The sequence below is a fragment of the Kitasatospora purpeofusca genome, assembly GCF_000718025.1.
GTDB lineage: Bacteria > Actinomycetota > Actinomycetes > Streptomycetales > Streptomycetaceae > Kitasatospora > Kitasatospora purpeofusca.
Genome location: NZ_JODS01000008.1, coordinates 56,770 through 82,628, shown reverse-complemented (window position 1 = coordinate 82,628; position 25,859 = coordinate 56,770). Strand labels below are relative to the sequence as shown.

The following is a 25,859-nucleotide window of genomic DNA, read 5'->3' as shown; positions in this document are numbered from 1 at the left end:
GCTACAGCGGCCCGTTCCAGTCGAGCGTCGGCTCGAGCACCCCTTCCAGGGTCAGCAGCCAGCGCTTCACGTCGATCCCGACCCGGCCGCCGCCGAAACCGCCGATCCCGTCCGCAGCCACCACCCGGTGGCAGGGCACCAGCAGCGCGACGGGGTTGGCGGCCATCATCTGCCCGACCGTCCTGGCCGCCAGGCCGGGCTCCTCGACCCCGGCGAACACCCCGCTGCGGGCGGCGAGTTCGCCGTAGGTGATGGTCCGCCCGTACGGCACCTGGTGGAACAGGGTCCGCAGCACCTCCCGGTGCGGGCCGGTGCTCAGGCTCCAGTCGATCGGCAGCTCCAGCTCCCGCCGCCGGCCCGCCAGGTACTCGCCGACCCGCCCGGTGACCGCGGCGATCTTCGACTCGTCGGTGCAGCGGGGCAGTTCGCCCTCCCGCCCGAGGTAGCCGACCGCCGCAACGCCCTGCGCGGTGACCGCGACGTGCAGCGGCCCGCTCGGCAGCGGCGTCTCCACCGTCAACCAGGACAACGGCGCCGTCGTACTCCCCGCCACGTCTTCCCCCCTGCCGTCCGCCGCGCCGGCGGTGCCGCCCGGGTCCGTCCGGACGCGCAGCGGCCACCCGGCCCGCGCGCCATCGTACGGCGGACCGGGCGGACGCCCCGGCGCGGCCGCGGTCAGGAGGGCCGCCCCTTCAGCTCCGCGGCGATCGTGCGCGACCAGCGCGCCAGCTCGGCCCGGTCGGCGGGCGCACCCTCGCAGAGGGCGGCGACCTGGGCGTCGTTGATCCGGTTCGGCCCCGGGATCTCCAGCAGGTACGCGAGCTCGTCCAGAACGGTCGCGAGCCGCACGGCGTCCGTGTGGTCCAGCGACGCGGCCGCCTCGTGGTGGCCGATGGTGAGAGAACCGGGCATGGTCTGCCTCCTCCGTTCGCCCCCGCACCACCCACGGTACGACCGCCCGCCTCACCCGGCACCCGCCGCGGACCGGGCCGGTGCCACCACCTCCGCGTCGGCCACCACCTCCGCGTCGGCCGCCGGCTCCCAGTCCCAGCCCCGGCGGCGCACGGCGCGCACCGCCAGCACCGCCGCCGCGGCCAGCAGCTGCCACCCCGCGCCGAAGGCCAGTACGGCCGCCACCCCCACCCGGTCGGCCAGCGGACCGGCCGCCGCCAGGCCCAGCGGCCCCAGCACGAACGCGCCCAGCCCGCCGAACGCCGTGACCCGCGCCAGCACCTCGGTCGGCACCCAGCGCTGCAGCGTGGACTCGTAGAGCGAACCGCAGACCGCCGAACCGGACCCCGCCACCAACGCCGCCGCGACCGTCCAGCCCAGCGGCAGCCCCGCCGCGAGCGAGGCCGAGGGCAGTGCCCAGCCGAGGGTCGCCACCGTCGCCACCGCGAGCGGCCGCCCGGGCCGGCGCCCGAGCATCAGCAGCCCGCCCAGCACCGCCCCGATCCCGTACACGCCCATCACCAGGCCCCAGGCCCGCGCCCCGCCCAGCTCCCGCTGCGCGGTCAGCGGGCCGAGCACCAGGAACGGCGCCCAGACCAGCAGGTTGAACAGCCCCATCTGCACGGTGGTCACCCAGAGCCAGCGCCGGGAGCGGAACGCGCTCCAGCCGTTGCGGAGATCGGCCAGCATCGAGTCCTCGCGGTCGCCCGCCGCTGCCTTTCTCCCCGCCGTGGCCCCCGCCTTCTCCCCCGAACCCGGCGGAGCCACGGACAACCGGGCCAGTGCGAACGCGCCGACCCCGTAGGTCACCGCGTCGATCGCCAGCACCGCCCCCGACCCGTACCCCGCCGTGATCACACCGGCGAGCGCCGGACCGGCCACCGTCGACACCGAACGCGCCAGCCCGAGCAGGGTGTTGGCGTCCGGCAGCCGCTCCTCCCGCCGGACCAGCGCGGGCACCAGCGCGCCCAGCGAGGGCAGGAACACCCCCTCGCCCAGGCCCCAGACGGCGACCAGCGCCACCATCGCCCAGAGCCGCGCGTGCCCGGTGAGCAGCAGCACCGCGAAAACACCCTGCACCGCGCAGCGCAGCACCTCCGCGGCGAGCATCACCCGGCGGCTGCCCAACCGGTCGGCGACCACCCCGCCGAACAGCATCACCAGCACGATCGGCAGGATCCGGGCGGCCATCACCCAGCCCAGCTCCGTCCCGCCGCCCCCGCCTCCGAGTACCGCGAAGGCCACCGCCACGGGCGCCATCGAGGAGCCGACCAGCGAGGTCGCGTAGCCGACGAAGAACCATCTGAAGTCGCGTTCGCCCAGCACGGCCGGACGGCCCGGAAGCCGTCGACGGAGGGCCGGGAACCGCTTCGTCTCCCCTGTCACGGTCGCCCAGTCTGCCCACCCGCGGAAGCGGCCGACAAGGCTTTCCGGAGAAAAGATTGAGTCTTTCTCTATCAATTTCCTCCGATCCGCCCACTACCGCAGTAAACAGCATGGAAAACGGCTTTCACCTGCTGTTTACTGCGCCCGGCGCTATCATTTCCAAGAACCCCGCCAGCATCGTTTACTGCGGAAAGAAGGTATCCGCATGGACTCCCCGCCCCCGGTCGAGTACGCGGTCGCCGTCGAGCGCTACCTGGCCGCCGCCGGACTCGGCGACGGCTCCCGCCGCGTCTACCGGATCGCCCTGGACACCTGGGCCTGGGCACTCGCCGACCGCCCCGTCCCGGCCGGACCGGCCCGCCGCAGCGCCCGGCCGCCCGTCCTGCCGCTCGCCCTGCTCGACCACCCCTCGGCCGCCGACCGGCTGCGGACCGCCGTCGAACGCCGTCGCGCCGGGACCGACCCGCGCACCCTCAACCGTGAACTGTCCACCCTGCGCGCCGCCCTCGCCTGGTGGCGGGCCCGGGGCTGGATCGGCACCGACCCCGCCGACGGCCTGCGACCCCTTCCGCTCCCCGCCCCCTCCCCCGCCCCCGGCGCCGGCCCGCTCACCACCGAGCAGCTGCGCGCCCTGTTCGCCCTCCGCGTCCCGCTCCGCGAACAGCTCCTCTGGCACCTCCTCCACGAGAGCGGCGCCCCCGTCGAGACCGTGCTCGCCCTGGACGTCGACGACCTCGACCTCCCGCACCGCCGCACCCACCCCTCGGCCCCGCCCCTGACCTGGCGGGCCGGCACCGCCCGACTGCTCCCGCTCCACCTCGCCGGCCGCACCGCCGGCCCGCTCCTCCTCACCGACCGCCGCGCCCCGGCCACCACCCCCGCCGCCGACCGCTGCCCCCACACCCACCGCGCCCGGCTCTCCTACCGCCGCGCCGCCGAACTCTTCACCGCCCACGCCCCCGACCACACCCTGCGTCAGCTCCGCCCCGCCCGCCGTCCCCCCGCCTGACGGCCGACGGCCCCGGCCGCCGCGCCCCGGGGAACGACGAAGGCCCCCCGGCTGCGCGCCGGGGGGCCTTCGTCGAGGGCCTGCGGAGCCCCCTGTCGGATTCGAACCGACGACCTACGCTTTACAAGAGCGGTGCTCTGGCCAGCTGAGCTAAGGAGGCATGGTGACCGTCCGCGACGGATCACGGCGGCACCGGGGGCAGTCTACCGGGCGCGGAGCGGGCGGTGGGGGGATATCCGGGGTCGGGCGGCAGCGGGGCCGCGGCGGGGCGCACGGGGTGGGCGCAGGGGGCATGCGTGATGGAACCGATGCCGAAATCCGGCCGTCGAGGGGCTGACAAGCGGCGTACACGCAGGTAGCGTCGCCCGGAGCCGGATTCGCACAGAGGTTCAGACCACCCCTGGGAACCGGCCGACTGCAGTCCCCCACCCTTTACTTCGGATCGTCCGGCACGTTCCTGCCGGTGAAGGAGAGCACAGCCATGGCTTCTGTGACGTTCGACCAGGCGACCCGTGTCTACCCCGGGGCGACCACGCCCTCGGTCGACGCCCTGGACCTCCAGATCGAGCACGGCGAGTTCCTCGTCCTGGTCGGCCCCTCCGGCTGCGGCAAGTCCACCAGCCTCCGCATGCTGGCCGGCCTCGAGGACGTCAACAGCGGCGCCATCCGGATCGGCGACCGCGACGTGACCCACCTGCCGCCGAAGGACCGGGACATCGCGATGGTGTTCCAGAACTACGCGCTGTACCCGCACATGACCGTCGCGGAGAACATGGGCTTCGCGCTCAAGATCGCGGGCGTCAACAAGGCGGAGATCCGCACCAAGGTCGAAGAGGCCGCCAAGATCCTCGACCTCACCGACTACCTGGACCGCAAGCCGAAGGCGCTCTCCGGCGGTCAGCGCCAGCGCGTCGCGATGGGCCGCGCGATCGTCCGCGAGCCCCAGGTCTTCCTGATGGACGAGCCGCTGTCCAACCTGGACGCCAAGCTCCGCGTCTCGACCCGTACCCAGATCGCCGGCCTGCAGCGCCGCCTGGGCATCACCACCGTCTACGTGACCCACGACCAGACCGAGGCGCTCACCATGGGCGACCGCGTCGCGGTCCTCAAGGGCGGCGTCCTGCAGCAGGTCGACACCCCGCGCAACATGTACGACCGGCCCTCCAACCTCTTCGTGGCCGGCTTCATCGGCTCGCCCGCGATGAACCTGGTCGAGGTGCCGCTGGTGGACGGCGGCGTGAAGTTCGGCGGCTCGGTCGTCAACATCTCCCGCGAGGACCTGGCCGGCGCCGGCTCCGACAAGAACGTGACCGTCGGCATCCGGCCCGAGCACTTCGAGATCGTCCCCGGCGGCGGCATCGAGGGCGTCGCGGTCACCGTCAACGTGGTCGAGGAGCTCGGCTCGGACGGCTTCGTCTACGGCACCACCAAGATCGGTGGCGAGGACAAGGACCTGGTCGTCCGCGTGCACGGCCGCCAGATCCCGGCCCGCGGCGAGACGATCCACGTCGTGCCCGTCGCCAACGAGACCCACGTGTTCTCCAGCAGCACCGGCGCCCGCCTCTCCAACTGAGCCCCGCCGGGCCACCGCCCGCCGCACGGAGCCCCGTCCGACCGTCACCCGGTCCGGCGGGGCTCCCGCCGTTCCGGGCCACTCCGACGGACGACGGCGTCAACCCGGTGACGGGACGAACCAGGACACCCTGTCACTCGATGGTGTAACGGAGGGCGATCCGGGCCCTACCCACCGCTACTCTCCTGTGCGTGAAGCAGCTAGTTCGCCGTATCGGCCAGACCGTCGCCCTCACCCTGCCCGTCGTCCTGGTGACCACCGGCACCCTCGCCGTGACCAGGGTCCCGTGGGCCCCGCCCACGTCGCTGGACCAGCAGGTCGTGGCGGCGTCCAGCGGGGACGGCGCGGGGATCGGCCGGACCGCCAGCACCACCACGACGTCCGACGGGCTCGCCCCGCAGGACGCGCTGCGCGTCGCGCTCATGGACGAGCTGCGGGCCCACAACCCGGGCAGCGCGCTCGACCTGCTGGAGCGCGCGATGCGCGAGCAGCCCTCCCTCACGCCCTACTGCAGCTCGCTCGCCACCGAGCTCGGCAAGGCGGCGGTGCGCAAGTACCAGGGCGACGTCCAGCGGGCCCGGACCTTCGCCCGCGCGGTCTGCGACGGCTCGTTCGCCGCCGGCGCGGCGGGCTGACCCGGCCGGGAGCCACCGGAGAGCCACCGGAGAGCCACCGGAGAGTCATCGGCGAGCCGCCGGGAGCCCGCCACCCGGCGGGCCGCGGGCGCGGCCGGACGCGGAAGGCGACCGCCCGCCCGGCCCCGGCCCGCCTATTGTTCAGCCATGACCGCTGACTCCGGCCCCACGGCCACTCCCCCGCCCGCTCCCGCCGTCGGCCCGGTGCCGGTGACCCAGGCCGTCATCCTGGCCGGCGGCCAGGGCTCCAGGCTGCGCCCCTACACGGACGACCGCCCCAAGCCGCTGGTCGAGATCCCGGGCACGGGCACCCCCATCCTGGGCCACCAGCTCGCCTGGCTGGCCGCCGAGGGCGTCACCGACGCGGTCATCTCCTGCGGCCACCTGGCCGACGTGCTGGAGGACTGGCTCGACAAGGCCGACCTGCCGCTGCGGGTCCGCACGGTGGTCGAGGCCGAGCCGCTCGGCCGGGGCGGCGGCCTCAAGTACGCCGCCAAGGCGCTGCCCCGCCCCGACGAGCCCTGGTACGCCACCAACGGCGACATCTGGACCAGGTTCAGCCTGCGCGACATGGCCGCCTTCCACCACGAGCGGGACGCCGTCGCGACGCTCGCGCTGGCCCGGCCGCGGATCCCGTGGGGCGCGGTGGAGACCGACCAGTTCGGCAACGTCCTCGACTTCATCGAGGCCCCGCCCTCTCCGTTCCTCATCAACGCCGGCCTCTACGTCTTCGGCCCGGACTTCGCCGAGCTGCTGCCGGACGTCGGCGACCACGAGCGGACCACCTTCCCGCAGCTGGCCCGCAGCAAGCGGCTGGCCGGCTACCAGCTGCCGCAGGGCGTCTACTGGCGGGCCATCGACACCGCGAAGGACCTCACCGAGGCCGCCAAGGAGCTCGCCGGGGGCGCCGGCCGGGCGCCGCAGTAGAGCCACGGGCAGTAGGGCTCCACCAGCAGGGCCCCGGCAGTAGGGCCCCGGCGAGGCACCCCCGACGTCCTCCGCCGAAGAGCTCCGTGCACAACGGCGACCGGCCGGGTGCTCCCCCACGGAGCACCCGGCCGGTCGCCGTTCCCGGGCCGGTTCCCCGGCCCGGCCGTCAGGTCGCCGTGGCCGGCTCCGGACGGGAGCTGCGGGCGCCGCCGCCGGACAGCTCGGCCAGCGGCGCGCTGCCCAGCACCCCGCCCAGCAGTCCCGAGCCGCCCGGCGAGGCGCCGGACCCGCTCGGGGTGCCGCCGGTCCCGGTCCCGGTGCTCGGGGCCAGCTTCGGCGCCGTCCCGGTCCCGGCCGCCGGGGCGGCGGGAGTGGCGCGCTGCGCGGGCGTCGACCCGGCCGGGGCCGGGGCGGCCGGCGGCGCGGAGGCCGCCGGAGCGGCCGGGGGGGCCGAGCCGGTCTCCGGCTTCGCCGAGGGCTTCGCCTTGCCGCTCGGGGTGGCCTGGGCCGCCTTCGGCGAGGCCGGGGTGCCGGACGGCGCGGCGGTGGTGGCCGCGGCGCTCGGCGCGGCCGGACGGGACGGGGCCGGCGAGGGCGCCGAACCGGCCGGGCTCCGACCGCCGGGGGTCGCCGAAGGACCGCCGCTCGGCCAGACCGGCGTGCCGAAGTCGGTGGCGGGCCGGGACGGCGCCGGGTGCGGCCGGGCGCCGGTACGGACCGCGCCGCCCAGCATCGAGCCGAGCAGCAGCGTCATACCGACCACCGCCGCGGTGACCACGGCACCGCGCCGCAGCACCCGGCGGCGCAGCGCGGCCGGCGCGGCCGCGCCGTACCGCCGCCAGGCCTCCAGGTTGAGCCGCCCGTCCAGCGAGGCGAACGGCGCCCCGGCGATCAACAGCGGGCTCCACGCGGCCAGGAAGATCAGGTCGGGCGTGTCGTACACCGGCACGGCCCGCCAGCTCACCGTGAACAGCAGTACGGCGGACAGCGCCATCGCCGCCCCGGCCGCGAGCCGCTGCCAGAGCCCGAGGAGGGTGAGCACACCGACCACGATCTCGGTGAACGACACCACCAGGCCGGAGCCGACCGGGTGCGCCATGGCGAAGGCCAGCAGCGGCTCGGCGACCTTCCAGGGGTGCAGCGAGGACAGCCAGCGCATCATCGAGCCGCGCTCGCCGCCGTCGAAGTACACCGGGTCGCAGAGCTTGCTGAACCCGGCGTAGACCGAGAGCGAGCCGAGCACGGCGCGCAGCGGCAGCAGCACCAGGCCGAGGTCCACCCGGCGGCCCGGGTACCAGGGCTGCTTGCCCTCGGCCCCGGCGGCCGAGACCTCGGGCAGCTCGCCGCTGGGCGTCCAGCCCTGCGGCGCGCCGACCGGGCCGACGCCGCCCTCGGTGGCGGTGCCGTCGCCCTCGCGCGGCTGGCGCGGCACCGTCCGGGCGCCGCCGTACGGCGGGACCAGCTGGGTGTCCGCGTCCGCCAGGGAGCCGCCGGTGCGGCCGCCCCCGCGTCCGCCGACCCCGGCCGGGACGCCGCCCAGTCGGACGGCCTCCAGCAGTCGGGTGGCCGCGATGTCGTCCGGCCGCGCCTCGCCGGTCCAGGTGACCGGGGTGACCCGGCCCTTGCGGCGCGGCGGCGCCCCGGCGAGCGCCGAGACGTCGCCGACCGGGACGACCACCTGCGGGGTGACCGACGGGCGGCGGATCAGGCCCTGGGTGCCGTACGGGTCGCCGAACGCGGCGCCGGTGGACAGCAGTCCGGCCGGGGCGTCGATCAGCGGCGCCACCGGGGTGCCGAGCCGGAGCCGGAAGCTCGCCTGGGTACTGCTGAGGCGTGCCGGGTCCGACGGCACCTTGGCGGTGTTGAGGCCGGGGCCCGCGTCTATCCCGGTGCTGCCACCGCCCAGGAGCGGGCGCCGAGGTGTTCTGGTGTCCACGCCCGTCTAACCGGGTGACACCCGGTTAGGACACTCTCCCGAGTGGATATCGGGAGTCCCCTTGAAGTGATCATGAGAAAAGCGATCGGATCCGGGCGGATCCGATCGCTTTCCATTGATTGCGGGCGGACGGTGGGCGGTTCCGGAGAACGCCTTGCGCCGAGCACCCGCCGTGTGCGGCTACCGCCGGCGGACCGGAGGGTCAGCCGACCTTGCGACGCAGCCGGGCCGCCTCGTACAGCACGACGCCCGCCGCGACACCGGCGTTCAGCGACTCGGTGAGCCCGGACATCGGGATCCGCACCAGCACGTCGCAGGTCTCCGCGACGAGCCGGGACAGGCCCTTGCCCTCGCTGCCCGCGACGATCACCACCGGCCCGGTCAGCACCTCCAGGTCGCCGATCTCGGCCTCGCCGTCGGCGGCCAGGCCGACCACGGTCAGACCGGCCTTCTGGTACGCCTCCAGGGCCCGGGTCAGGTTGGTGGCCCGGGCGACGGGCAGCCGGGCCGCGGCGCCCGAGGAGGTCTTCCAGGCACCGGCGGTCATACCGGCCGCCCGGCGCTCCGGGATCACCACGCCGTGCGCGCCGAAGGCGGCGGCGGAGCGGACCACGGCGCCCAGGTTGCGGGAGTCGGTCACCCCGTCCAGCGCCACGATCAGCGCGTCGTCGCCGGAGTCCGCGGCCCCGTCCAGCAGGTCGTCGGGGTGGGCGTACTCGTACGGCGGGACCTGGAGCACCAGGCCCTGGTGGTTCATCCCGCCGGTCATCTGGTCCAGCTGCGGGCGCGGGGCCTCCATCAGCGGGATGCCCCGGTCGTTGGCGGCCTGGAAGGCGTCGCGGACCCGGTCGTCGGTGTCGATGAACTGCTGGACGTACAGCGCGTTGGCCGGCACGTCGCCCTGCAGGGCCTCGACCACCGAGTTGCGGCCGAAGACCAGCTCGGCGGAGCCGGCGCCGCCGCGGCCGCCCCGGCCGCCGGCACCGGCCCGGCGCATGCCGGCGCGGGCCTTGGCGTCCCGCTCGCGCTTGACCGCGGCGTTGGCGGCCCGCTGCTTCGGGTGACCCTTGCGCTCCGCTCCGGGCGGCGTCGGGCCCTTGCCCTGGAGCGCCTTCCGGCTGTGGCCGCCGGTACCGACACTCGCGCCCTTCTTCGACCCGGGGTTGCGGCGGTTCCTGCGCTGGCTGTTGCCGGCCATGGCTGTACTTCCTGTCTGTCTGTCCGGCATGGCCGGCCGCGCCGGCTCGCGCCGGTGCGGTCGACGGCATGCGTTCCGTCATGCGGGAGGGCCGCACCGGTCCGGTACGGCCCACCGCTCACCCCTCGGTCACCCGGGGGTTACTGGCTGTTGATCGTCCAGCGCGGGCCGGACGGGGTGTCCTCGATCGCCAGCCCGGCCAGGCCGAGCTGGTCGCGGATGGCGTCCGCGGTCGCGAAGTCCTTGCGGGCCCGGGCCGCCTGGCGCTGCTCCAGGACCAGGTGGACCAGCGAGTCGACGACGCCGTGCAGGTCCTCACCGCGCTCCGCCCCGGCCCACTGCGGGTCGAGCGGGTCGAGTCCCAGTACTCCGAGCATCGCACGGACCTCGGCCAATCGCGCCACCGCGTTCTCCTTGTCGTCCGCGGTGAGGGCGCTGTTGCCCTGGCGGACGGCGGTGTGCACGACGGCGAGTGCCTGCGGGACGCCCAGGTCGTCGTCCATCGCCTCGGCGAAGGCCGGCGGCACCTCGGGTGCCGCGTCGACCGTGCCGCAGCGCTCCACGGCGCGCTGGATGAAGCCCTCGATCCGGCCGAATCCCGCCTCGGCCTCGCGCAGCGACTCCTCGCTGTACTCGATCATCGAGCGGTAGTGCGGGGCGGCGAGGTAGTAGCGGAGCACGATCGGCCGCCAGCGGCGGACCATCTCGGCGACCAGCACCGAGTTGCCGAGGGACTTGCTCATCTTCTCGCCGGCCATGGTGACCCAGGCGTTGTGCACCCAGAAGTTGGCGAAGTCGTCGCCGAAGGCCTTGGACTGGGCGATCTCGTTCTCGTGGTGCGGGAAGATCAGGTCGAGGCCGCCGCCGTGGATGTCGAAGGCCTCGCCCAGGTACTTGTGGGCCATCGCCGAGCACTCCAGGTGCCAGCCCGGACGGCCTCTGCCCCACGGGGTGTCCCAGCTGGGCTCGCCCGGCTTGGCCGCCTTCCACATCGCGAAGTCGCGCGGGTCTCGCTTGCCGGTCTCGCCCTCGCCGCTGGGCTGCTGGAGGTTCTCCAGCTTCTGGTTGGAGAGCGCGAGGTAGCCGGGGTAGGACTTCACGTCGAAGTAGACGTTGCCCTCCGCCGCGTAGGCGTGGCCCTTCTCGATCAGACCGCGCATCATCGCGACCATCTCGGGGATGTGCCCGGTGGCCCGCGGCTCGACGGTCGGACGCAGGCAGCCCAGCGCGTCGTAACCGTCGTTGAAGGCACGCTCGTTCTCGTAGGCGATCTGCCACCACGGCGTGCCGAGCTCGCGCTCCTTGGCGATGATCTTGTCGTCGATGTCGGTGACGTTCCGGGCGAAGGTCACCTGGTAGCCGCGGTAGGCGAACCACCGCTGCATCACGTCGAAGTTGAGGTAGGACCGGATGTGCCCGATGTGTGGCGCCGACTGGACGGTAGCGCCGCACAGGTAGATCGAGACACAACCCGGTACAAGCGGGACGAAGTCGCGTACCTGGCGGGTGCTGGTGTCGTACAGGCGAATGCTCACAGCGTCAAGCGTAGTGGGCAGCAGGGGGTGCCTCGCGACATTCCGAAATGTCAAGACCGCGGCGGATGCTTTTCCGCCGGGTGACGTGCCAGGTGACGTCCCGGGCGATGTGCCGGGTGACGTGCCGGGTGGTGTCCCGGGGGCCGCCCCGGGACACCACCTCCGCTCCGGGCGGGCTCAGATCGAGCCGACGACCTTCCGCGGGGTGAGGCGCACGACCACCCGCACGTCCTCGGGACCGTCGAAGCCGTACGTCGCCTCGCCGCGGTACTTCAGCGACAGCTCGTCGATCAGCTCCCGGCCGCCCTCCCGGGTCAGCGAGACCTCGCCGCGGACCTCCAGGTAGGTGTACGGGTTGTCCGGCGGGTTGACCAGCAGCGAGACCCGCGGGTCCTTCAGCAGGTTGAGGTGCTTGCGGCGCCCCTCGACGGTGGAGAACAGGATGTCCTCGCCGTCGCGCTTCACCCAGACCACGGAGGACTGCGGGCTGCCGTCCGGCTGGAGGGTGGTGATCACGGCGAAGCTCTTGTCGTCGATCAGGGCCTTGGCCTGGTCGGAGAGGTTTGCGGCCATCGGGACCTCGTTCTTCTCGTCGAGCGGCGGTGGAAAGGCGACTGCTGGGGCGAACCCGCATCGAAGAGTAGCGATTCGGGCTCCGGCAAAGGGTGTTGAACACCCGTCACCCCCGGTGCATTTCCGCTGCGGGCACCCCGGTCGGGCGCCCGGCCACCGCCGCCCGACCGGCGACGGGTGCCGGGAACGGTCAACGCCGTTCGTACACCAGGGCGGTGGCGATCGCGGCGAGGCCCTCGGCCCGGCCGGTGAGGCCGAGCCCGTCGGTGGTGGTGCCGGAGACCGAGACCGGGGCGCCGACCGCGGCGGCGAGCGCGGCCTGCGCCTCCGCCCGGCGCTTGCCGATCTTCGGCCGGATCCCGATCACCTGGATCGCCACATTGCCGATCTCGAACCCGGCCTCGCGCACCAACCGGGCCGCCTCGCCGAGCAGTTTCACCCCGGACGCGCCGGCCCACTCCGGGCGGTCGGTGCCGAAGTGCGCGCCCAGGTCGCCGATCCCGGCGGCCGAGAACAGCGCGTCGCAGGCCGCGTGCGCGGCCACGTCGGCGTCCGAGTGCCCGGCCAGACCGACCTCGGCGTCCGGCCACTCCAGCCCGGCGACCCACAGCGGGCGACCGGGCTCGAAGGCGTGCACATCGGTGCCGATGCCCACCCGGGGCAGGACGGGGGCGTGCGGTTCAGTAGGCATCGGCGGCCCTCCGGCGGGCGAGTACGGCCTCGGCGAGTACGAGGTCCAGCGGGCGGGTCACCTTGAAGGCCTCCTCGTGACCGGGCACCACGACCACCCGGCCGCCGAAGCGCTCCACCAGCCCGGCGTCGTCGGTGACCGGCGGCAGACCGCCGTCGGCCCCGGCCGACTCCTCGGCCAGCGCCTTGGCGTGCACCTCGGCCAGCGTGTCCCGGCGGAAGCCCTGCGGGGTCTGCACCGCGCGCAGGGTGGCCCGGTCGGGTGTGTCGAGCACCGGCTCGGGCCCGCCCCGGACGGGCTCGACCCGCTTGACGGTGTCGGCCAGCGGCACCGCCGGCACCACCGCCTCGGCACCGGCCCGGACGGCGGCCGCGACCGCGTCCACCACCTCGACCGGGACCAGCGGCCGGGCCGCGTCGTGCACCAGCACGATCCCGACCTCGGCCGGGATGGCGGCCAGCCCCAGGCGGACCGACTCCTGGCGGGTGTCCCCCCCGGCCACCACCCGGATGTCCTTGCCCTCGAGACCGTGGCTGTCGAGCAGCGCGACCACCTCGGCCACGCCGTCGGCGGGGGCCGCGACCACGACCAGGCCGACCGCCCGGCTGCGGGTCAGCGCCCGGACCGCGTGCACCAGGAGCGGCACGCCGCCCAGGTCACGCAGGGCCTTGGGGGCACCGGGCCCAAGCCGCTCGCCGCGGCCGGCGGCGGGAACCACTGCTGCTGCGATTGCTCCTGTGGCGTTCAGGTTTCACTCCTTCGGCGAAGTGGGTATGGCCATGGCGTGCACGACGGGCGCGGACCCCTTCCGAAGCACCACCGTCTTCCGCCCGCAAGATCAGCAGAAACGGTCATGCAGACCCGAGGCCGACCGGGCCGCCGGGTGCGGGGCGTCGTCCGGACACGCCTCAGCGCCCGAAGTGCCACTGCACCACCCACGGACCGTAGGTCCGGTGGGCGGCGCGCCGGCATCGGGCGCTGTGAGCGTTTTGTGGAGCGGACGGCCGCTACGAGGCGAGCACCTCGTCGAGCAGCGTCTCCGCCTTGTCCTCGTTGGTGTTCTCCGCCAGCGCGAGCTCGCTGACGAGGATCTGGCGCGCCTTGGCGAGCATGCGCTTCTCACCTGCGGAGAGGCCGCGCTCGCGCTCGCGACGCCAGAGGTCGCGCACAACCTCGGCGACCTTGATAACGTCACCCGAGGCGAGCTTCTCAAGATTCGCCTTGTAGCGACGGGACCAGTTGGTCGGCTCTTCGGTGTACGGTGCGCGAAGCACCTCGAAGACCCGGTCCAGACCCTCCTGGCCGACCACATCGCGCACGCCGACGAACTCCGCGTTCTCGGCGGGCACGCGGAGCGTCAGGTCTCCCTGCTGCACCTTGAGCACCAGGTAGGTCTTGTCCACACCTTTGATCTGGCGAATTTCGATGGCCTCGATCAGCGCGGCCCCGTGATGGGGGTAGACCACCGTGTCGCCAACCTTGAACGTCATGTGACAGGACCCCTTCCGTGGCTTTCCAGAATAACACGCTTTTCGGCGCACCCGAAGGGCGTTTTCGCAGGTCAGGGCCGGTCTCGGGGCTTGACAAGGACCCCCATGACGTGCTGCGACCGGTGTTCGAGGAGGGCTTCCCGCAGGTCGGAGGCGGTTCCACTGCCTGCCGAAACCTCTGGCAACGCTCCCGAAACCATGATTGGATCTTGGGTTTTCACCGTTTATCGGGCCGTTTCCCGATCGTGATCCGATCTTGGTCGATGATTGACCTGAACACGCGGACATGCCGCCGTCCGGAGGGCGGGACGGGCGGATCGTGACCCGAAGGGACCACCCCGTGAGGACGGCATAAGCGTGGTCGATAATCTGAACCTGACCTATCGACACGTGACCTAGGAGAAGCCGCCGCCGTGAGCCGCAGCCTTCGACGCGGCAGCATCGCCGCCATCGCCGCCCTCGCCATCGCCTCGCTGTCCTCCTGTGCCGCCGGGAACACCCCGGCCACCCTGGAGGTCAAGCCCGACAACGCGTCGGCGACCCTGGGCACCGACATCCGCCTGAACAACATCGTCGTGGTCACCGGGGACGAGTCCTCCGGCGAGCACACCGGCCCCGCCAACGTGACGGTGAACATCAGCAACAGCGGGACCGAGGCGATCGAGCTGCAGTCCATCACCGTCGGCACCGGGGCGACCGCCTCCTTCGCCGACGACAAGGGCGCCGCGCTGCCCGCCATCGTCGTCCCGGCCGGCGGCGCGCTGCTGCTCGGCGGCCCGGGCGCCCCGACCGCCAAGATCGCCTCCACCACCGTGAGCGTCGGCGGCTACGTGCCGGCCTCGTTCGCGTTCAAGAACCGCGACAAGGTCGAGGCCGAGGCCCAGGTCAGCCCGAACAAGGGCCTCTACAAGGGCTACGGCCCGACCGCCGCCCCGGCCGCCGTGCCGCCGAAGGCCACCGCCCCGGCCACCGGCGCCACCACCCCGGCCGCCCCGGCCACGGGTACGACCGCTCCGGCCGCCCACTGAGTCACGGCCCCGGGCACCCGGGGCCGCTCGCTCGTACAGGGCTGCTCGTACCGAGCCGCTCACACGGGGCCGTACAAGGGGAACGCCCCCTCCGGAAGGATCCGGAGGGGGCGTTCGCCTGGGCTTCGGGCCGGCTCGCTGCGCCGACCGGCCGGTTTACGGCTCGAACTTGTAGCCGAGGCCACGCACCGTGACCAGGTAGCGCGGCGCGCCCGGGTCCGGCTCGATCTTCGCCCGCAGCCGCTTGACGTGGACGTCCAGCGTCTTGGTGTCGCCGACGTAGTCCGCGCCCCAGACCCGGTCGATCAGCTGCATCCGGGTGAGCACCCGGCCGGCGTTGCGCAGCAGCATCTCCAGCAGGTCGAACTCCTTGAGCGGGAGGTCGACCTTGGCGCCGTCCACGGTCACCACGTGCCGGTCGACGTCCATCCGGACCGGGCCCGCCTCCAGGGCGCCGGGGCCGCCGCCGTCGCCGGGGCCCTCGTTCTCGCCGCGGCGGCGGAGCACCGCGCGGATCCGGGCGACCAGCTCACGGGTGGAGTAGGGCTTGGTGACGTAGTCGTCCGCGCCTATCTCCAGCCCGACCACCTTGTCGATCTCGCTGTCCTTGGCGGTGACCATGATCACCGGCACATTGGAGCGGACCCGAAGCTGGCGGCAGACCTCGGTGCCGGGCAGCCCCGGCAGCATCAGGTCGAGCAGGACGAGGTCGGCGCCGTTCCGTTCGAACTGCTCCAGGGCGTCGGGGCCGGTGGCGGCGATGGCCACCTCGAAGCCTTCCTTGCGGAGCATGTACGAGAGAGCGTCGCTGAACGACTCCTCGTCCTCGACCACCAGTACTCGGGTCACGATCAGGCCTCCGGGGCAAGCTGGGGGGTTGTTTCTGACAGGGACTGCGGGGTTCCGCCCACCAGGGGGCGGTCCACGGGGGCCTGCCCTGCGGGCAGGCGGAGGGTGAAGGTGGAGCCCTGGCCCTCGACGCTCCACACCGAGACGGTGCCGCCGTGGGAGGCGGCCACGTGCTTGACGATGGAGAGGCCGAGACCGGTGCCGCCGGTCTGCCGGGAGCGCGCCGGGTCCACCCGATAGAACCGTTCGAAGACCCGCTCGCGGTCCTTCTCCGAGATGCCGATGCCCTGGTCGGTCACGGAGATCTCGATGAGTTCGCCGTCCGCCTCGCCCAGGGCGGCGGCGCTGGAGATCCGGCGGGTGGCGATCGCGACCCTGGTCCGGGGCGGGCTGTAGTTGACCGCGTTCTCGACCAGGTTGCCGAGCGCGGCGGCCAGCTGCCCCCGGTTGCCGTGCAGGTAGAGGCCGGCGATGCCACCGGCCGCGATCAGGATCTGCTTGGCGGCGGCCTGCTGGCGGCAGCGGTCGATCGCCTCGGCGATCAGTTCGTCCACCGCGACCGGTTCCGGGTCGACCATCAGGCGGTCGTCCTGGACCCGGGAGAGGTCGATGATCTCCTGGACCAGGCTGGCCAGCCTGGTCGCCTCGATCTGCATCCGGCCGGCGAAGCGCTGCACCGCCTCCGGGTCGTCGGCCGCGTCGGCGACCGCCTCGGAGAGCAGCGAGAGCGCGCCGACCGGGGTCTTGAGCTCGTGGCTGACGTTGGCCACGAAGTCCCGGCGGACGGCCTCCACCCGGCGGCGCTCGGTCTGGTCCTCGACCAGCACCAGGACCAGCCGGGAGCCCAGCGGGGCGACCCGGACCGAGACCGCCAGCGGTTCGGCGGCCCGGGCCGCGCCCGGGCGGGGCAGCTCCAGCTCGATCTGCCGGATCTCGCCGTCCCGGCGGGTGCCCCTGGCCAGCGCGAGCAGCTGGTCCAGGGCGACCGCGCCGCCGCGGACCAGGCCCATCGCGTAGGCCGCCGAGCTGGCCTTGACCACCTCGTCGCCCTCGCCGAGCACGATCGCGCAGGAGCGCAGCACGGAGAGGACCGTGTCGACGCCCGGCGGGAGCGGGGGTTCCTGCGCGGGGCCGAGGCCCTGATTCCGGTTGGTGCCGCTGTACCTGCCCTTCGCCTGCTCGCGCTCGCTCCAACGGAAAGCGATCGAGGCCGTGAGGCCGACGCCGAGCCCGGCTATGGCGCAGGCAGCGGCGGCGGCCACGTTCACGTCCATAGCGCCAGCCTAAGCGCACGATGCGGCCGCTCCCCCAGGGCCAGGTCAAGGGATCGACCACGCGTTGCCGAGAATTCACCTTCAAGTAGCTGCCGATTCACCGGACAGGTCGTGGACGGTCGCCCGGACGGCCCAGAGTGGGCGCCGGAGCCCGTGTGGGACGGGTGGCCCGGCCGAACAGCCGTCCGCCACCCCGGGTGCGCGCGTACGATGCGCGCCACCAGCAGCGGTCATTGGTGCGCCGTTCGGACGGTCGCACCGGATGACCGGTCGGCACCGCCACCGACACAGCTACTGAGGAGAGAACAATGCGCGACGCGTACCACGAGGAACTCGACTCGATCGGCGACAGCCTGGTCGAGATGGCCCGGCTGGTCGGTTCCGCCCTCGGGCGGGCCACCACCGCCCTCCTCGACGCGGACCTGGCGCTGGCCGAGAGTGTGATCGCCGCCGACGGCAAGGTCAACGACCTGCACCACGAGCTGGAGAACCGGGCGATCGACCTGCTCGCCCGCCAGCAGCCGGTCGCCACCGACCTGCGCATCGTCGTCACCTCGCTGCGGATGAGCGCCGACCTGGAGCGCTGCGGCGACCTCGCCCGCCACGTCGCCAAGGTCGCGCGGCTGCGCTACCCCGAGTGCGCCGTCCCGACCGACCTGCACGCGACCGTCCTGGAGCTGGGCCAGCTCGCCCAGCGGCTGGTGGCCAAGGCCGGCCTGGTGATCGCCACCAAGGACGTCGACAAGGCGCTCGAGCTGGAGCAGGACGACGACGCGATCGACGCGCTGCACCGCGAGCTGTTCGCGCACCTCATCGACGAGCGCTGGCACCACGGCATCGAGACCGCGGTGGACGTCACCCTGGTCGGCCGCTACTACGAGCGCTTCGCCGACCACGCCGTCTCGGTGGCCAAGCGCGTGGTGTACCTGGTCACCGGCGAGCACGTGGACGAGTTCGTCGCCGCCTCCGAGGCCGCGGCCCAGCTCGACTGACCTCCCGCCGGACGCCTCCCGCCGGACGCCTGTCCCGGACTCCTCTCCCGGACGGCGCCCGGCCCCGGGAACGGGTAAACCCCGGCCGAGGGTGGTGGGGAAGCACACAAGCGTGGACTCCCCACCACCGCGCGCCTGTTGACGCCTCCTCCGGTCGGCGGTTTCACTCGATCCCGTGGGCACCGAAGCGTGCCCGTCAGAAGGAGGGGTCCGCGCGATGAAGGCAAACCCGACCGGCCAGGCATCGGCTCCCGACACCGTAGAACCGCCCGTCCCCGCACTGCTTCCCGTCCTCGCCGCCGGGTGCGGCTGCGGTCCGGGCTGCGGCTGCGGCTGCCAGTCCGGCGCTCCGTGCCAGTGCGGCGGGGTCGACGGCGGCTGCTGCGGCCACTGAGCGGCGTCCGGCCCGTTCGCTCCGCCGGAGCCGTCCCCGGTACCGCCGCGGAGCTCCGGGGCGCGCGGCCGCCGTGGGAGGCGGCCGTGCGCCCCGGACTCCTCACCGCCGGAACGCCGACGGGGTCCACCGGGGCAACCGGCGTCAGAACCTGACGTCGGTGCAGGAGTAGAAGGCGTTGCCGGTGTCCGCGATCTCCCAGACCGCGACGACCACCTGGTGCCCGGTCCGGCCGCTCGGCAGGGTCGCGGTGTGGCTGAGGGTGCTGGGCACCTGCGTGCCGTTGTAGGGGACGTTCAGGAACGGGGTCGGCTCCAGGTTGGCCCGGGTGACCTTCTGGGTGGCGTCGTAGCCCGCCCTGGTCAGGTAGTACTTGAAGCCGGTGGTGGCGTGCCGGGCGGTGAACTTCCAGGTGAAGGTGAGCCGTTGGCCCGCCGAGACGGCGGTGGTCGGCCAGGCCCCGCCGCGCGGGTCGTCCAGTTCGGCGAACCGGCTGTTGCCGCCGGCACAGATCGCGCCGTCGGCCGGGCCCGCGGCCGGGAAGCCCTTCGGCCCCTCGACGCTCTGCGGCTCCCACTGGATCGCGCCGCAGTTCTTCACGGTGCCCGCCGCGCACAGCGCGGCCCGGCTGGGCGGGGTGCTGATGTAGCCGTGCGACTGGGCCGGCAGGGCGACCGCGACCGGCACCGACAGGGCGGCGATCACGGCTCCGACGACATGACGTGTGCGCATGGTGCTCCTCCGTGGGGGTGGATGGAGAGTCCGCCGAGCGCGGACACGCGCGCGTGGGGGCTTGGCATGCCTGCGCCTGGTCGGTGCTCACACGGTAGGAGCCGCCACCGGGGCCGTCAATGGTCTGAACCACTTTTGCGGAGCTTCGAACTCCCCGTCACCACAGGGAAGTTGAACGCGAAAGGCCCCGCCCCCCGACAGCGGGGAGCGGGGCCCTCGACGGCCGTTCCGGGTTACTTCTTGCCCTGGTTCTTGACCGCCTCGATCGCGGCGGCGGCAGCGTCCGGGTCGAGGTAGCGGCCGCCGGGGACGGTCGGCTTGAAGTCGGCGTCCAGCTCGTAGACCAGCGGGATGCCGGTCGGGATGTTCAGGCCCGCGATGTCGGCGTCGGAGATGCCGTCGAGGTGCTTGACCAGCGCGCGCAGGCTGTTGCCGTGGGCGGTGACCAGCACCGTCCGGCCCGCGGCGAGGTCCGGGACGATGGCGTCGTACCAGTACGGCAGCATCCGCTCGACGACGTCCTGGAGGCACTCGGTGCGCGGACGCAGCTCGCTCGGGATCCCGGCGTAACGGGCGTCGCCGGCCTGCGAGAACTCGGAGTCGTCGGCCAGCACCGGCGGCGGGGTGTCGTACGAGCGGCGCCAGAGCTGGAACTGCTCCTCGCCGAACTCCGCCAGGGTCTGGGCCTTGTCCTTGCCCTGGAGCGCACCGTAGTGGCGCTCGTTCAGGCGCCAGCTGCGGTTGACCGGGATCCAGTGGCGGTCGGCCTTGTCCAGGGCGATCTGCGAGGTGCGGATCGCGCGGCGCAGCAGCGAGGTGTGCAGGACGTCCGGGAGGTAGCCCTCGGCGGCGAGGAGCTCGCCGCCGCGCGCGGCCTCCTTCTCGCCCTTCTCGTTGAGGTCGACGTCGACCCAACCGGTGAACAGGTTCTTCTGGTTCCACTCGCTCTCGCCGTGGCGGAGCAGGATGAGTCGGTACGTCGTGTCAGCCATGGCGCCCAGCTTAGTGGAGCCCGATAAAACCCCTGGTGGGCGGACCCCCTGATGAGTAAGGTGTGACCCGTAGCAGTGACACTTACCTTCCCGCCGAGCGGTCCTGCCCGCGTGCTCGGGGGTCGGCCGCCTGCCCGGGAGCCCCCACATGCCCGTTTTCGTCCCGGCCCGCGTGGTCGGAGCCCTCACCGAAGCCATGAGCGGACTGCCGCGGCAGTTCTGGTGGCTCTGGACCAGCACCCTGATCAACAAGCTGGGCGCGTTCGTGGTCACGTTCCTCGCACTCTACTTGACCACCGAGCGGGGCTACTCGGCCTCCTACGCGGGGCTGGTCGCCTCGCTGTTCGGCCTGGGCTCGGCGGTCGCCTCGCTCGTCGCCGGGGTGCTGAGCGACCGGATCGGACGGCGGCCGACGCTGGTCGCCGCGCAGCTCGGTACCGCGCTGTTCACCGCGGTGCTCGGCTTCACCGACGGCCAGGTGGCCATCGCGGTGGTCGCCTTCCTGGTCGGCTTCTGCAACAACGCGACCCGGCCCGCCACCTCGGCGATCATCGCGGACATCGTGCCCGCCGAGGACCGGGTCCGCGCCTTCGCACTGAACTACTGGGCGATCAACATCGGCTTCGGCCTCTCCGCGGCGGCGGCCGGCCTGATCGCCACCCACGGCTACCTCACGCTCTTCCTGCTGGACGCGCTGTCCACGGTGGTCTGCGCGGTGGTCATCTTCGTCCGCATCCCCGAGACCAGGCCCGACACGCCCGCCGTGACCGCGGACGGCCCGAAGGCGCGGCCGACGATCGGCCTGGCCGCGGTCTTCCGGGACGCCCGCTTCATGGCGGTGGTGGTGCTCAACCTGCTGCTCGCCCTGGTCGCCCAGCAGGGCTCCACCACGCTGGCCGTGGACATGGGCCGGTCCGGCATCACCGCCACCCAGTACGGCCTGGTGATCGGCCTCAACGGCCTGCTCATCGTGGTGCTCCAGATCCCGGTCACCCGGTGGATGGAGGGCCGGGACCGGACGGCGCTGCTCGTCGCCAGCGCGCTGTTCATCGGCTGGGGCTTCGGGCTGACCGCGCTGGCCGGCTCCTCGGCCTGGTTCTACGCCTTCACCGTCGCGGTCTGGACGCTCGGCGAGATCCTGAACGCGCCGACCATGATGGGCCTGGTCGCCGAGCTGTCGCCGGCCGAGGCGCGGGGGCGCTACCAGGGCGTGTACTCGCTCTCCTGGTCGCTCGCCTCGTTCCTCGGGCCGGCCGCCGGCGGGGTGCTGCTGGAGCGGGCCGGCAGCGGGGTGATGTGGGGGGCGTGCGCGGTGCTCGGCACGGTCGCCGCGGGCGGCTACGTCCTGCTCGGCCGGCGGCCGGGGGCGGCGCTGGCGAAGTCGGACGTGGTGGGGACGGGAAAGGGAACGGTGGGGACGGGACCGGGAACGGTGCGGGTGGTCCCGGCGGAGACCGCCGAGCCGGAGCGGGCCGCGACGGGCGGCTGAGCCCGCACGGCCGGGCCGACTCTCCGGCCCGGCCGTCGTCGGCCCGCTACTCGGCGGCGGGCGCCGCCGCGGCGGGGTCCGGGACCGGACCGGCCAGGTGGGCGAAGGCCGCCAGGTTGCGGGTCGACTCCCCGCGCTTGGTGCGCCACTCCCACTCCCGCCGGATCGCGGTGGCGAAACCCAGCTCCAGCAGGGTGTTGAACGGCTCGTCGGCGCTCTCCAGCACCGTGCCCAGCAGCCGGTCCACGGTGTCCGGGGTCAGCGCCTCCAGCGGCAGCCGGCCCGCGAGGTAGACGTCCCCGAGCCGGTCGACCGCGTACGCCACGCCGTACATGCGGGTGTTGCGCTCCAGCAGCCAGCGGTAGACGGCCTCGTGGTTCTCGTCCGGGCGCCGGACCACGAAGGCGTTGACGGAGAGGGTGTGGTCACCGATCCGCAGCGCACACGTGGTGCTCAGCTTCCGGGTGCCCGGGAGGGTCGCCACCAGGGTGTACGGGTCGGCGGCGGCCGGCTCCCAGGCCACCCCCGCCCCGTCCAGGGCGGTGCGCAGGAGGGTCAGGGCCTCGTCCTTGGTGCGGAATGCCATGGGGCTGACGTTACTCGGGAGTACGGCCGCGCGCAGCAGCGCGGGTCGGGCCGGGTCCGGCGGCGGGCGGCCCGCCGGTCGCCGCCCGCGACCGGCGCCACTGCTCCGCTCAGGCGAGCAGCCGACGGGCCCCGGTCAGCCGGCCGGCCGGGCGGGCCAGGGTGCCGGCGTACACCTCGGCGGTGGTCGCGGCCGCGGTGTCCCAGCCGAAGCCGGCCGCGTGCCGCGCCGCCGCGGCGCCCCGCCGGCCCACCAGCTCCGGATCGACGACGTACGGCTCCAGCGCCCGCGACCAGTCCGCCGGGTCGTGGCCGTGCACCAGGGTGCCCGTCACGCCGTCCCGGACGGCGACCGGCAGGCCGCCCACCGCGGCCGCGACCACCGGTGTGCCGCAGGCCTGCGCCTCCAGCGCGACCAGGCCGAAGGACTCGCTGTAGGAGGGCATCACCAGCGCGGTCGCGGCCCGGTACCACTCGGCGAGCATCGCCTGGCCGACCGGCGGGTGGAAGCGCACCACGTCGCCGATACCCAGCTGGGCGGCCAGCTTGTGCAGGCTCTCCGGACGGGCCAGGCCGGTGCCGGACGGACCGCCGACCACCGGCACCACCAGCCGCTCGCGCAGCTCCGGACGCCGCTCCAGCAGCACCGCGACCGCGCGCAGCAGCACGTCCGGGGCCTTCAGCGGCTGGATCCGGCCGGCGAAGAGCAGCACCGCCGCGTCGGCGGGCAGTCCCAGCCGGGCCCGGGCGGCACGGCGGGCCTCCGCCGTGCCCGGGGCGCCCGCCCCGCCGGGGCGGAAGACGTCCAGGTTGACCCCCGGGTGGACCACGGCCAGCTGCTCGGGGCGGGCCGCGTAGAAGCGGGCCAGCTCGGCGGCCTCCTCGGTGGTGTTGGCGATCAGCCGGTCGGCCGCCTCCACCACCTGGGTCTCGCCGATCACCCGGGCCGTCGGCTCGGGGGTGTCGCCCTCGGCCAGCGCCGCGTTCTTCACCTTCGCCATGGTGTGCATGGTGTGCACCAGCGGCACGCCCCAGCGCTGCGCGGCCAGCCAGCCGACCTGGCCGGAGAGCCAGTAGTGCGAGTGGACCAGGTCGTAGTGCCCGGGCCGGTGGCCGGCCTCGGTGCGCAGCACCCCGTGGGTGAAGGCGCACAGCTGGGCCGGCAGGTCCTCCTTGACCAGGCCCTCGTACGGACCGGCCGTGACGTGCCGCACCAGCACGCCCGGGGCCAGCTCCACGGTGGGCTCGTCGTCCGAGCAGATCGACCGGGTGAAGACCTCGACCTCGATGTTGAGCGCGGCCAGGCGCTTGGCCAGCTCCACGATGTAGACGTTCATGCCGCCCGCGTCGCCCGTGCCCGGCTGGTGCAGCGGGGAGGTGTGGACACTGAGCATGGCTATCCGGCGCGGGCGGCGCCGGCCGGCCTGGACGAGCGACTGGAGCCGCCCGCGCGCGGGCGTGGCCGGCTGGGCACGGCGTACCGAACGGACGGGGTGCTGGATCACCTGGCTGAAGCCTCCTCGTGTGCTGCCCGCCTCGCAGCCCTTGCCTGCTGCCTGTTCCTGCTGCCTGTTTCCTGCTGGTCGGGTGTGTGCGCCGCCGCCCGCGCCGCCCGGCCGGGACGCCCGCCGGGGCGCGCGTCGGCCTGCCGCCCCGTCCGGGCACACATCACCACCAGTCTGCCAACCACGCGATCGGTGACCCGCATTCCCGGGTCGCCGGACGAGATGGCCCGCGTGGCGCCCGCGTGGCCGGGCGCCGGTGCCCGCGTGCCCGGTCCGGGCCCGGTCGCGGGGTGCCGCGGGGCCTTTCCCGGGGCGCCCGGGGCCCGCCCCGGGACGGGCCCGCCGTCCGGTCCCGGCCGGGCCCGTACCCTGAGGGACATGGCCGCCTCCTCCTTCGATTCCGCGACCGCGCCCGCCCGCGGACCGGCCCGGCGGCCGGTGGGCACCGTGACCCGCGGCACCACCAACACCAACCGGCTGCGGCGGATGGACCGCTGGATCGCCCACACGCTCGGGCCCGCGCTGCGGTCCGCCGACCGCCCGCCGACCGCCGTCGACCTCGGGTACGGCGCCGCCCCGTGGACGGCGGTCGAGCTGTCCGGGCGGCTGCGGACGGTACGGCCGGACGTCCGGGTGGTCGGGATCGAGATCGAACCGGCCCGGGTCGCCGCGGCGCTGCCCTACGCGGTGCCGCCGCTGCTGACCTTCCGGCGCGGCGGCTTCGAGGTCCCGCTGGACGGCGGCGGGTCGGCCCAGCTGATCCGGGCCGCCAATGTGCTGCGCCAGTACGACGAGTCCCAGGTGGCCTCGGTCTGGGAGCGGCTGTGCGCCCGGCTGGCGCCGGACGGGCTGCTGGTCGAGGGCACCTGCGACGAGATCGGCCGCCGGCACGTCTGGGTGGCGCTCGGCCCGGAGGGGCCCAGGACGGTCACCTTCGCGGCCCGGCTGGGCGGCCTCGACCGGCCGTCCGACCTGGCCGAACGGCTGCCGAAGGCGCTGATCCACCACAACGTGCCGGGCCGGCCGGTGCACGCGTTCCTCCGTGACTTCGACCGCGCCTGGGCCGCGGCCGCGCCCTACGGGGCGTTCGGGGCCCGGCAGCGCTGGGTGGCCGCCTGCACCGCGCTGGCCGGGGCCTGGCCGCTGGTGGACGCGCGCGGCCGGTGGCGGCAGGGCGAGGTCACCCTGCCCTGGACGGCCCTGGCGCCGTAGCCACCCTGGCGGTGGCCGGCCTGGCACCGTGGCCGCCGGCGCCCCTCCCGGCCCCGCACCCCCGACCAGCGGCTCACGGGCGCCCGCGAGCGAGTCCACGGATTCACTCGAACGAGTTATCGAATATCTCTGGCGTGTTGACGCCCCGTCACGCCACCATGGGGGCACCCGATCGGCACCTCACTCCTGCCCCGTCAGCCCCAGCTCCTGTCCGACGCCGGCGAAGACCTCGTACATCTCCGCCCCGAACAGCACGAACCGCACCTCCTCCGGCCCGTCGTCGCGCTCCGCCACCACCGCCGCGACGGTCCCGAGCGCGATCCTGGCCGCATCCGCCGGCGGCCACCCGAAGATCCCGGCCGACACCGCCGGGAAGGCCACCGTGCGCGCGCCCAGCTCCGCCGCCACCCGGAGCGACTCGCGGTAGCAGGAGGCCAACAGCTCCGCTCGCTCCTCGTACTCGTCCGCCAGATGGACCGGCCCCACGGTGTGCACCACCCAGCGGGCCGGGAGGTCACCGGCCGTGGTCGCCACCGCCCGCCCGGTGGCCAGCCCCCGCCCGTACTGTGAGGCCCGCAGCTCGCGGCACTCCGCCAGAATCCGCGGTCCGCCCCGGCGGTGGATCGCACCGTCCACCCCACCACCGCCCAACAGTGAGGAATTGGCGGCGTTCACCACCACGTCCACCTGCTGCGCCGTGATGTCACCCTCGACCAGGGTGATGCGCGTCACCATGCCACTGCCCCTCTCCCGAACCGGCCCGGCGCCCGCTCCACGGGCCACCGTCGGCCTCCCCGCCTCATCCGTCACACTGCCACCGGCACGGCACGAGCCACAACGGCACCGGCCGACCGGAGAAATCCCCGGAGATCACGTTATGGTCGCGAGAAGTTCCCCGAC

The 25,859-nt window shown here is 73.9% G+C and carries 25 protein-coding genes and 1 tRNA gene; 8 read left to right on the top strand and 18 right to left on the bottom strand.

Annotation, left to right across the window (positions count from 1 at the left end; all coding sequences use genetic code 11):
• Nucleotide 1 precedes the first annotated feature (1 nt).
• The 3 genes from IF01_RS0114185 to IF01_RS0114175 all read right to left on the bottom strand — a co-directional run bounded on the left by IF01_RS0114185 (nt 2) and on the right by IF01_RS0114175 (nt 2,337).
• On the bottom strand, nt 2-529 hold the full coding sequence (locus IF01_RS0114185; protein ID WP_051755327.1) for a methylated-DNA--[protein]-cysteine S-methyltransferase: 528 nt from the start codon (nt 527-529) through the stop codon (nt 2-4).
• Between the two features lie 146 nt (nt 530-675).
• On the bottom strand, nt 676-912 hold the full coding sequence (locus tag IF01_RS0114180) for a hypothetical protein (protein WP_030393737.1): 237 nt from the start codon (nt 910-912) through the stop codon (nt 676-678).
• Between the two features lie 51 nt (nt 913-963).
• Nucleotides 964-2,337, bottom strand: coding sequence for an MFS transporter (locus tag IF01_RS0114175; RefSeq protein WP_063764209.1), 1,374 nt, complete (start codon nt 2,335-2,337; stop codon nt 964-966).
• Nucleotides 2,338-2,542: 205 nt separating this feature from the next.
• On the opposite strand from IF01_RS0114175, the gene IF01_RS0114170 reads away from it, so the two are divergent.
• Nucleotides 2,543-3,346, top strand: a complete 804-nt coding sequence (locus IF01_RS0114170; RefSeq protein WP_051755324.1) for a hypothetical protein — start codon at nt 2,543-2,545, stop codon at nt 3,344-3,346.
• An 86-nt stretch (nt 3,347-3,432) separates the two neighbouring features.
• On the opposite strand, the gene IF01_RS0114165 is transcribed toward IF01_RS0114170, so the two are convergent.
• Nucleotides 3,433-3,506: transfer RNA gene (locus tag IF01_RS0114165), tRNA-Thr, on the bottom strand.
• Nucleotides 3,507-3,827: 321 nt separating this feature from the next.
• On the opposite strand from IF01_RS0114165, the gene IF01_RS0114160 reads away from it, so the two are divergent.
• The 3 genes from IF01_RS0114160 to IF01_RS0114150 all read left to right on the top strand — a co-directional run bounded on the left by IF01_RS0114160 (nt 3,828) and on the right by IF01_RS0114150 (nt 6,481).
• Nucleotides 3,828-4,919, top strand: coding sequence for an ABC transporter ATP-binding protein (locus IF01_RS0114160; protein WP_030393734.1), 1,092 nt, complete (start codon nt 3,828-3,830; stop codon nt 4,917-4,919).
• 191 nt (nt 4,920-5,110) lie between these two features.
• A complete protein-coding gene (locus IF01_RS0114155; RefSeq protein ID WP_030393733.1) occupies nt 5,111-5,554 on the top strand; it encodes a hypothetical protein in 444 nt (147 codons plus the stop codon).
• A 147-nt stretch (nt 5,555-5,701) separates the two neighbouring features.
• Complete coding sequence (locus IF01_RS0114150; protein WP_051741612.1) at nt 5,702-6,481, top strand: nucleotidyltransferase family protein; 780 nt, start codon at nt 5,702-5,704, stop codon at nt 6,479-6,481.
• 169 nt (nt 6,482-6,650) lie between these two features.
• On the opposite strand, the gene IF01_RS0114145 is transcribed toward IF01_RS0114150, so the two are convergent.
• From IF01_RS0114145 to IF01_RS0114115, 7 genes are all read right to left on the bottom strand, one after another.
• A complete protein-coding gene (locus IF01_RS0114145; protein WP_051755322.1) occupies nt 6,651-8,420 on the bottom strand; it encodes a DoxX family membrane protein in 1,770 nt (589 codons plus the stop codon).
• A 202-nt stretch (nt 8,421-8,622) separates the two neighbouring features.
• On the bottom strand, nt 8,623-9,618 hold the full coding sequence (gene rlmB, locus IF01_RS0114140) for a 23S rRNA (guanosine(2251)-2'-O)-methyltransferase RlmB (RefSeq protein ID WP_030393730.1): 996 nt from the start codon (nt 9,616-9,618) through the stop codon (nt 8,623-8,625).
• 140 nt (nt 9,619-9,758) lie between these two features.
• Nucleotides 9,759-11,153, bottom strand: a complete 1,395-nt coding sequence (gene cysS, locus IF01_RS0114135; protein WP_030393729.1) for a cysteine--tRNA ligase — start codon at nt 11,151-11,153, stop codon at nt 9,759-9,761.
• Between the two features lie 177 nt (nt 11,154-11,330).
• Nucleotides 11,331-11,726: a PPOX class F420-dependent oxidoreductase gene (locus IF01_RS0114130; protein WP_030393728.1), complete on the bottom strand. Its 396-nt coding sequence runs from the start codon at nt 11,724-11,726 to the stop codon at nt 11,331-11,333.
• Between the two features lie 190 nt (nt 11,727-11,916).
• Nucleotides 11,917-12,417 (bottom strand): 2-C-methyl-D-erythritol 2,4-cyclodiphosphate synthase, encoded by a 501-nt coding sequence (gene ispF / locus IF01_RS0114125; protein ID WP_030393727.1) that lies wholly within the window; start codon nt 12,415-12,417, stop codon nt 11,917-11,919.
• A complete protein-coding gene (gene ispD, locus IF01_RS0114120) occupies nt 12,407-13,165 on the bottom strand; it encodes a 2-C-methyl-D-erythritol 4-phosphate cytidylyltransferase (protein ID WP_233290274.1) in 759 nt (252 codons plus the stop codon). The genes ispF and ispD overlap by 11 nt, the downstream gene beginning before the upstream one ends.
• Nucleotides 13,166-13,424: 259 nt before the next feature.
• Nucleotides 13,425-13,907 (bottom strand): CarD family transcriptional regulator, encoded by a 483-nt coding sequence (locus IF01_RS0114115; RefSeq protein WP_030244332.1) that lies wholly within the window; start codon nt 13,905-13,907, stop codon nt 13,425-13,427.
• 413 nt (nt 13,908-14,320) lie between these two features.
• Between IF01_RS0114115 and IF01_RS0114110 the strand changes: the two genes are divergently transcribed.
• Nucleotides 14,321-14,935 (top strand): hypothetical protein, encoded by a 615-nt coding sequence (locus tag IF01_RS0114110; RefSeq protein ID WP_030393725.1) that lies wholly within the window; start codon nt 14,321-14,323, stop codon nt 14,933-14,935.
• 156 nt (nt 14,936-15,091) lie between these two features.
• On the opposite strand, the gene phoP is transcribed toward IF01_RS0114110, so the two are convergent.
• Nucleotides 15,092-15,784 (bottom strand): two-component system response regulator PhoP, encoded by a 693-nt coding sequence (gene phoP / locus IF01_RS0114105; RefSeq protein ID WP_030305055.1) that lies wholly within the window; start codon nt 15,782-15,784, stop codon nt 15,092-15,094.
• 2 nt (nt 15,785-15,786) lie between these two features.
• Nucleotides 15,787-17,058: a two-component system sensor histidine kinase PhoR gene (gene phoR, locus IF01_RS0114100; protein ID WP_030393724.1), complete on the bottom strand. Its 1,272-nt coding sequence runs from the start codon at nt 17,056-17,058 to the stop codon at nt 15,787-15,789.
• A gap of 308 nt (nt 17,059-17,366) precedes the next feature.
• Here phoR and phoU point away from each other — a divergent pair, with 308 nt between their 5' ends.
• Nucleotides 17,367-18,050, top strand: coding sequence for a phosphate signaling complex protein PhoU (phoU, locus tag IF01_RS0114095; protein WP_030393723.1), 684 nt, complete (start codon nt 17,367-17,369; stop codon nt 18,048-18,050).
• A gap of 538 nt (nt 18,051-18,588) precedes the next feature.
• Here phoU and IF01_RS0114085 read toward each other — a convergent pair.
• Both IF01_RS0114085 and IF01_RS0114080 read right to left on the bottom strand, forming a co-directional pair.
• Nucleotides 18,589-19,176 (bottom strand): lytic polysaccharide monooxygenase auxiliary activity family 9 protein, encoded by a 588-nt coding sequence (locus tag IF01_RS0114085; protein ID WP_030393722.1) that lies wholly within the window; start codon nt 19,174-19,176, stop codon nt 18,589-18,591.
• 233 nt (nt 19,177-19,409) lie between these two features.
• Nucleotides 19,410-20,168 (bottom strand): phosphoglyceromutase, encoded by a 759-nt coding sequence (locus IF01_RS0114080; protein WP_030393721.1) that lies wholly within the window; start codon nt 20,166-20,168, stop codon nt 19,410-19,412.
• Between the two features lie 148 nt (nt 20,169-20,316).
• Here IF01_RS0114080 and IF01_RS0114075 point away from each other — a divergent pair, with 148 nt between their 5' ends.
• Nucleotides 20,317-21,657 (top strand): MDR family MFS transporter, encoded by a 1,341-nt coding sequence (locus IF01_RS0114075; protein WP_078879955.1) that lies wholly within the window; start codon nt 20,317-20,319, stop codon nt 21,655-21,657.
• A gap of 46 nt (nt 21,658-21,703) precedes the next feature.
• Here IF01_RS0114075 and IF01_RS0114070 read toward each other — a convergent pair whose 3' ends face one another.
• The gene (locus IF01_RS0114070) at nt 21,704-22,243 is read right to left on the bottom strand and encodes a type III secretion system chaperone family protein (RefSeq protein WP_051741638.1); all 540 of its coding nucleotides are present in this window, start codon (nt 22,241-22,243) and stop codon (nt 21,704-21,706) included.
• Nucleotides 22,244-22,352: 109 nt separating this feature from the next.
• On the bottom strand, nt 22,353-23,744 hold the full coding sequence (gene mshA, locus IF01_RS0114065) for a D-inositol-3-phosphate glycosyltransferase (protein ID WP_037779833.1): 1,392 nt from the start codon (nt 23,742-23,744) through the stop codon (nt 22,353-22,355).
• 381 nt (nt 23,745-24,125) lie between these two features.
• Between mshA and IF01_RS0114060 the strand changes: the two genes are divergently transcribed.
• Nucleotides 24,126-24,959 carry a class I SAM-dependent methyltransferase gene (locus IF01_RS0114060; protein ID WP_030393717.1) on the top strand — a complete coding sequence of 278 codons (834 nt, stop codon included), beginning with the start codon at nt 24,126-24,128 and terminating at the stop codon, nt 24,957-24,959.
• 180 nt (nt 24,960-25,139) lie between these two features.
• Here IF01_RS0114060 and IF01_RS0114055 read toward each other — a convergent pair whose 3' ends face one another.
• Nucleotides 25,140-25,691, bottom strand: coding sequence for an O-acetyl-ADP-ribose deacetylase (locus IF01_RS0114055; RefSeq protein ID WP_037779831.1), 552 nt, complete (start codon nt 25,689-25,691; stop codon nt 25,140-25,142).
• Nucleotides 25,692-25,859: the final 168 nt, after the last annotated feature.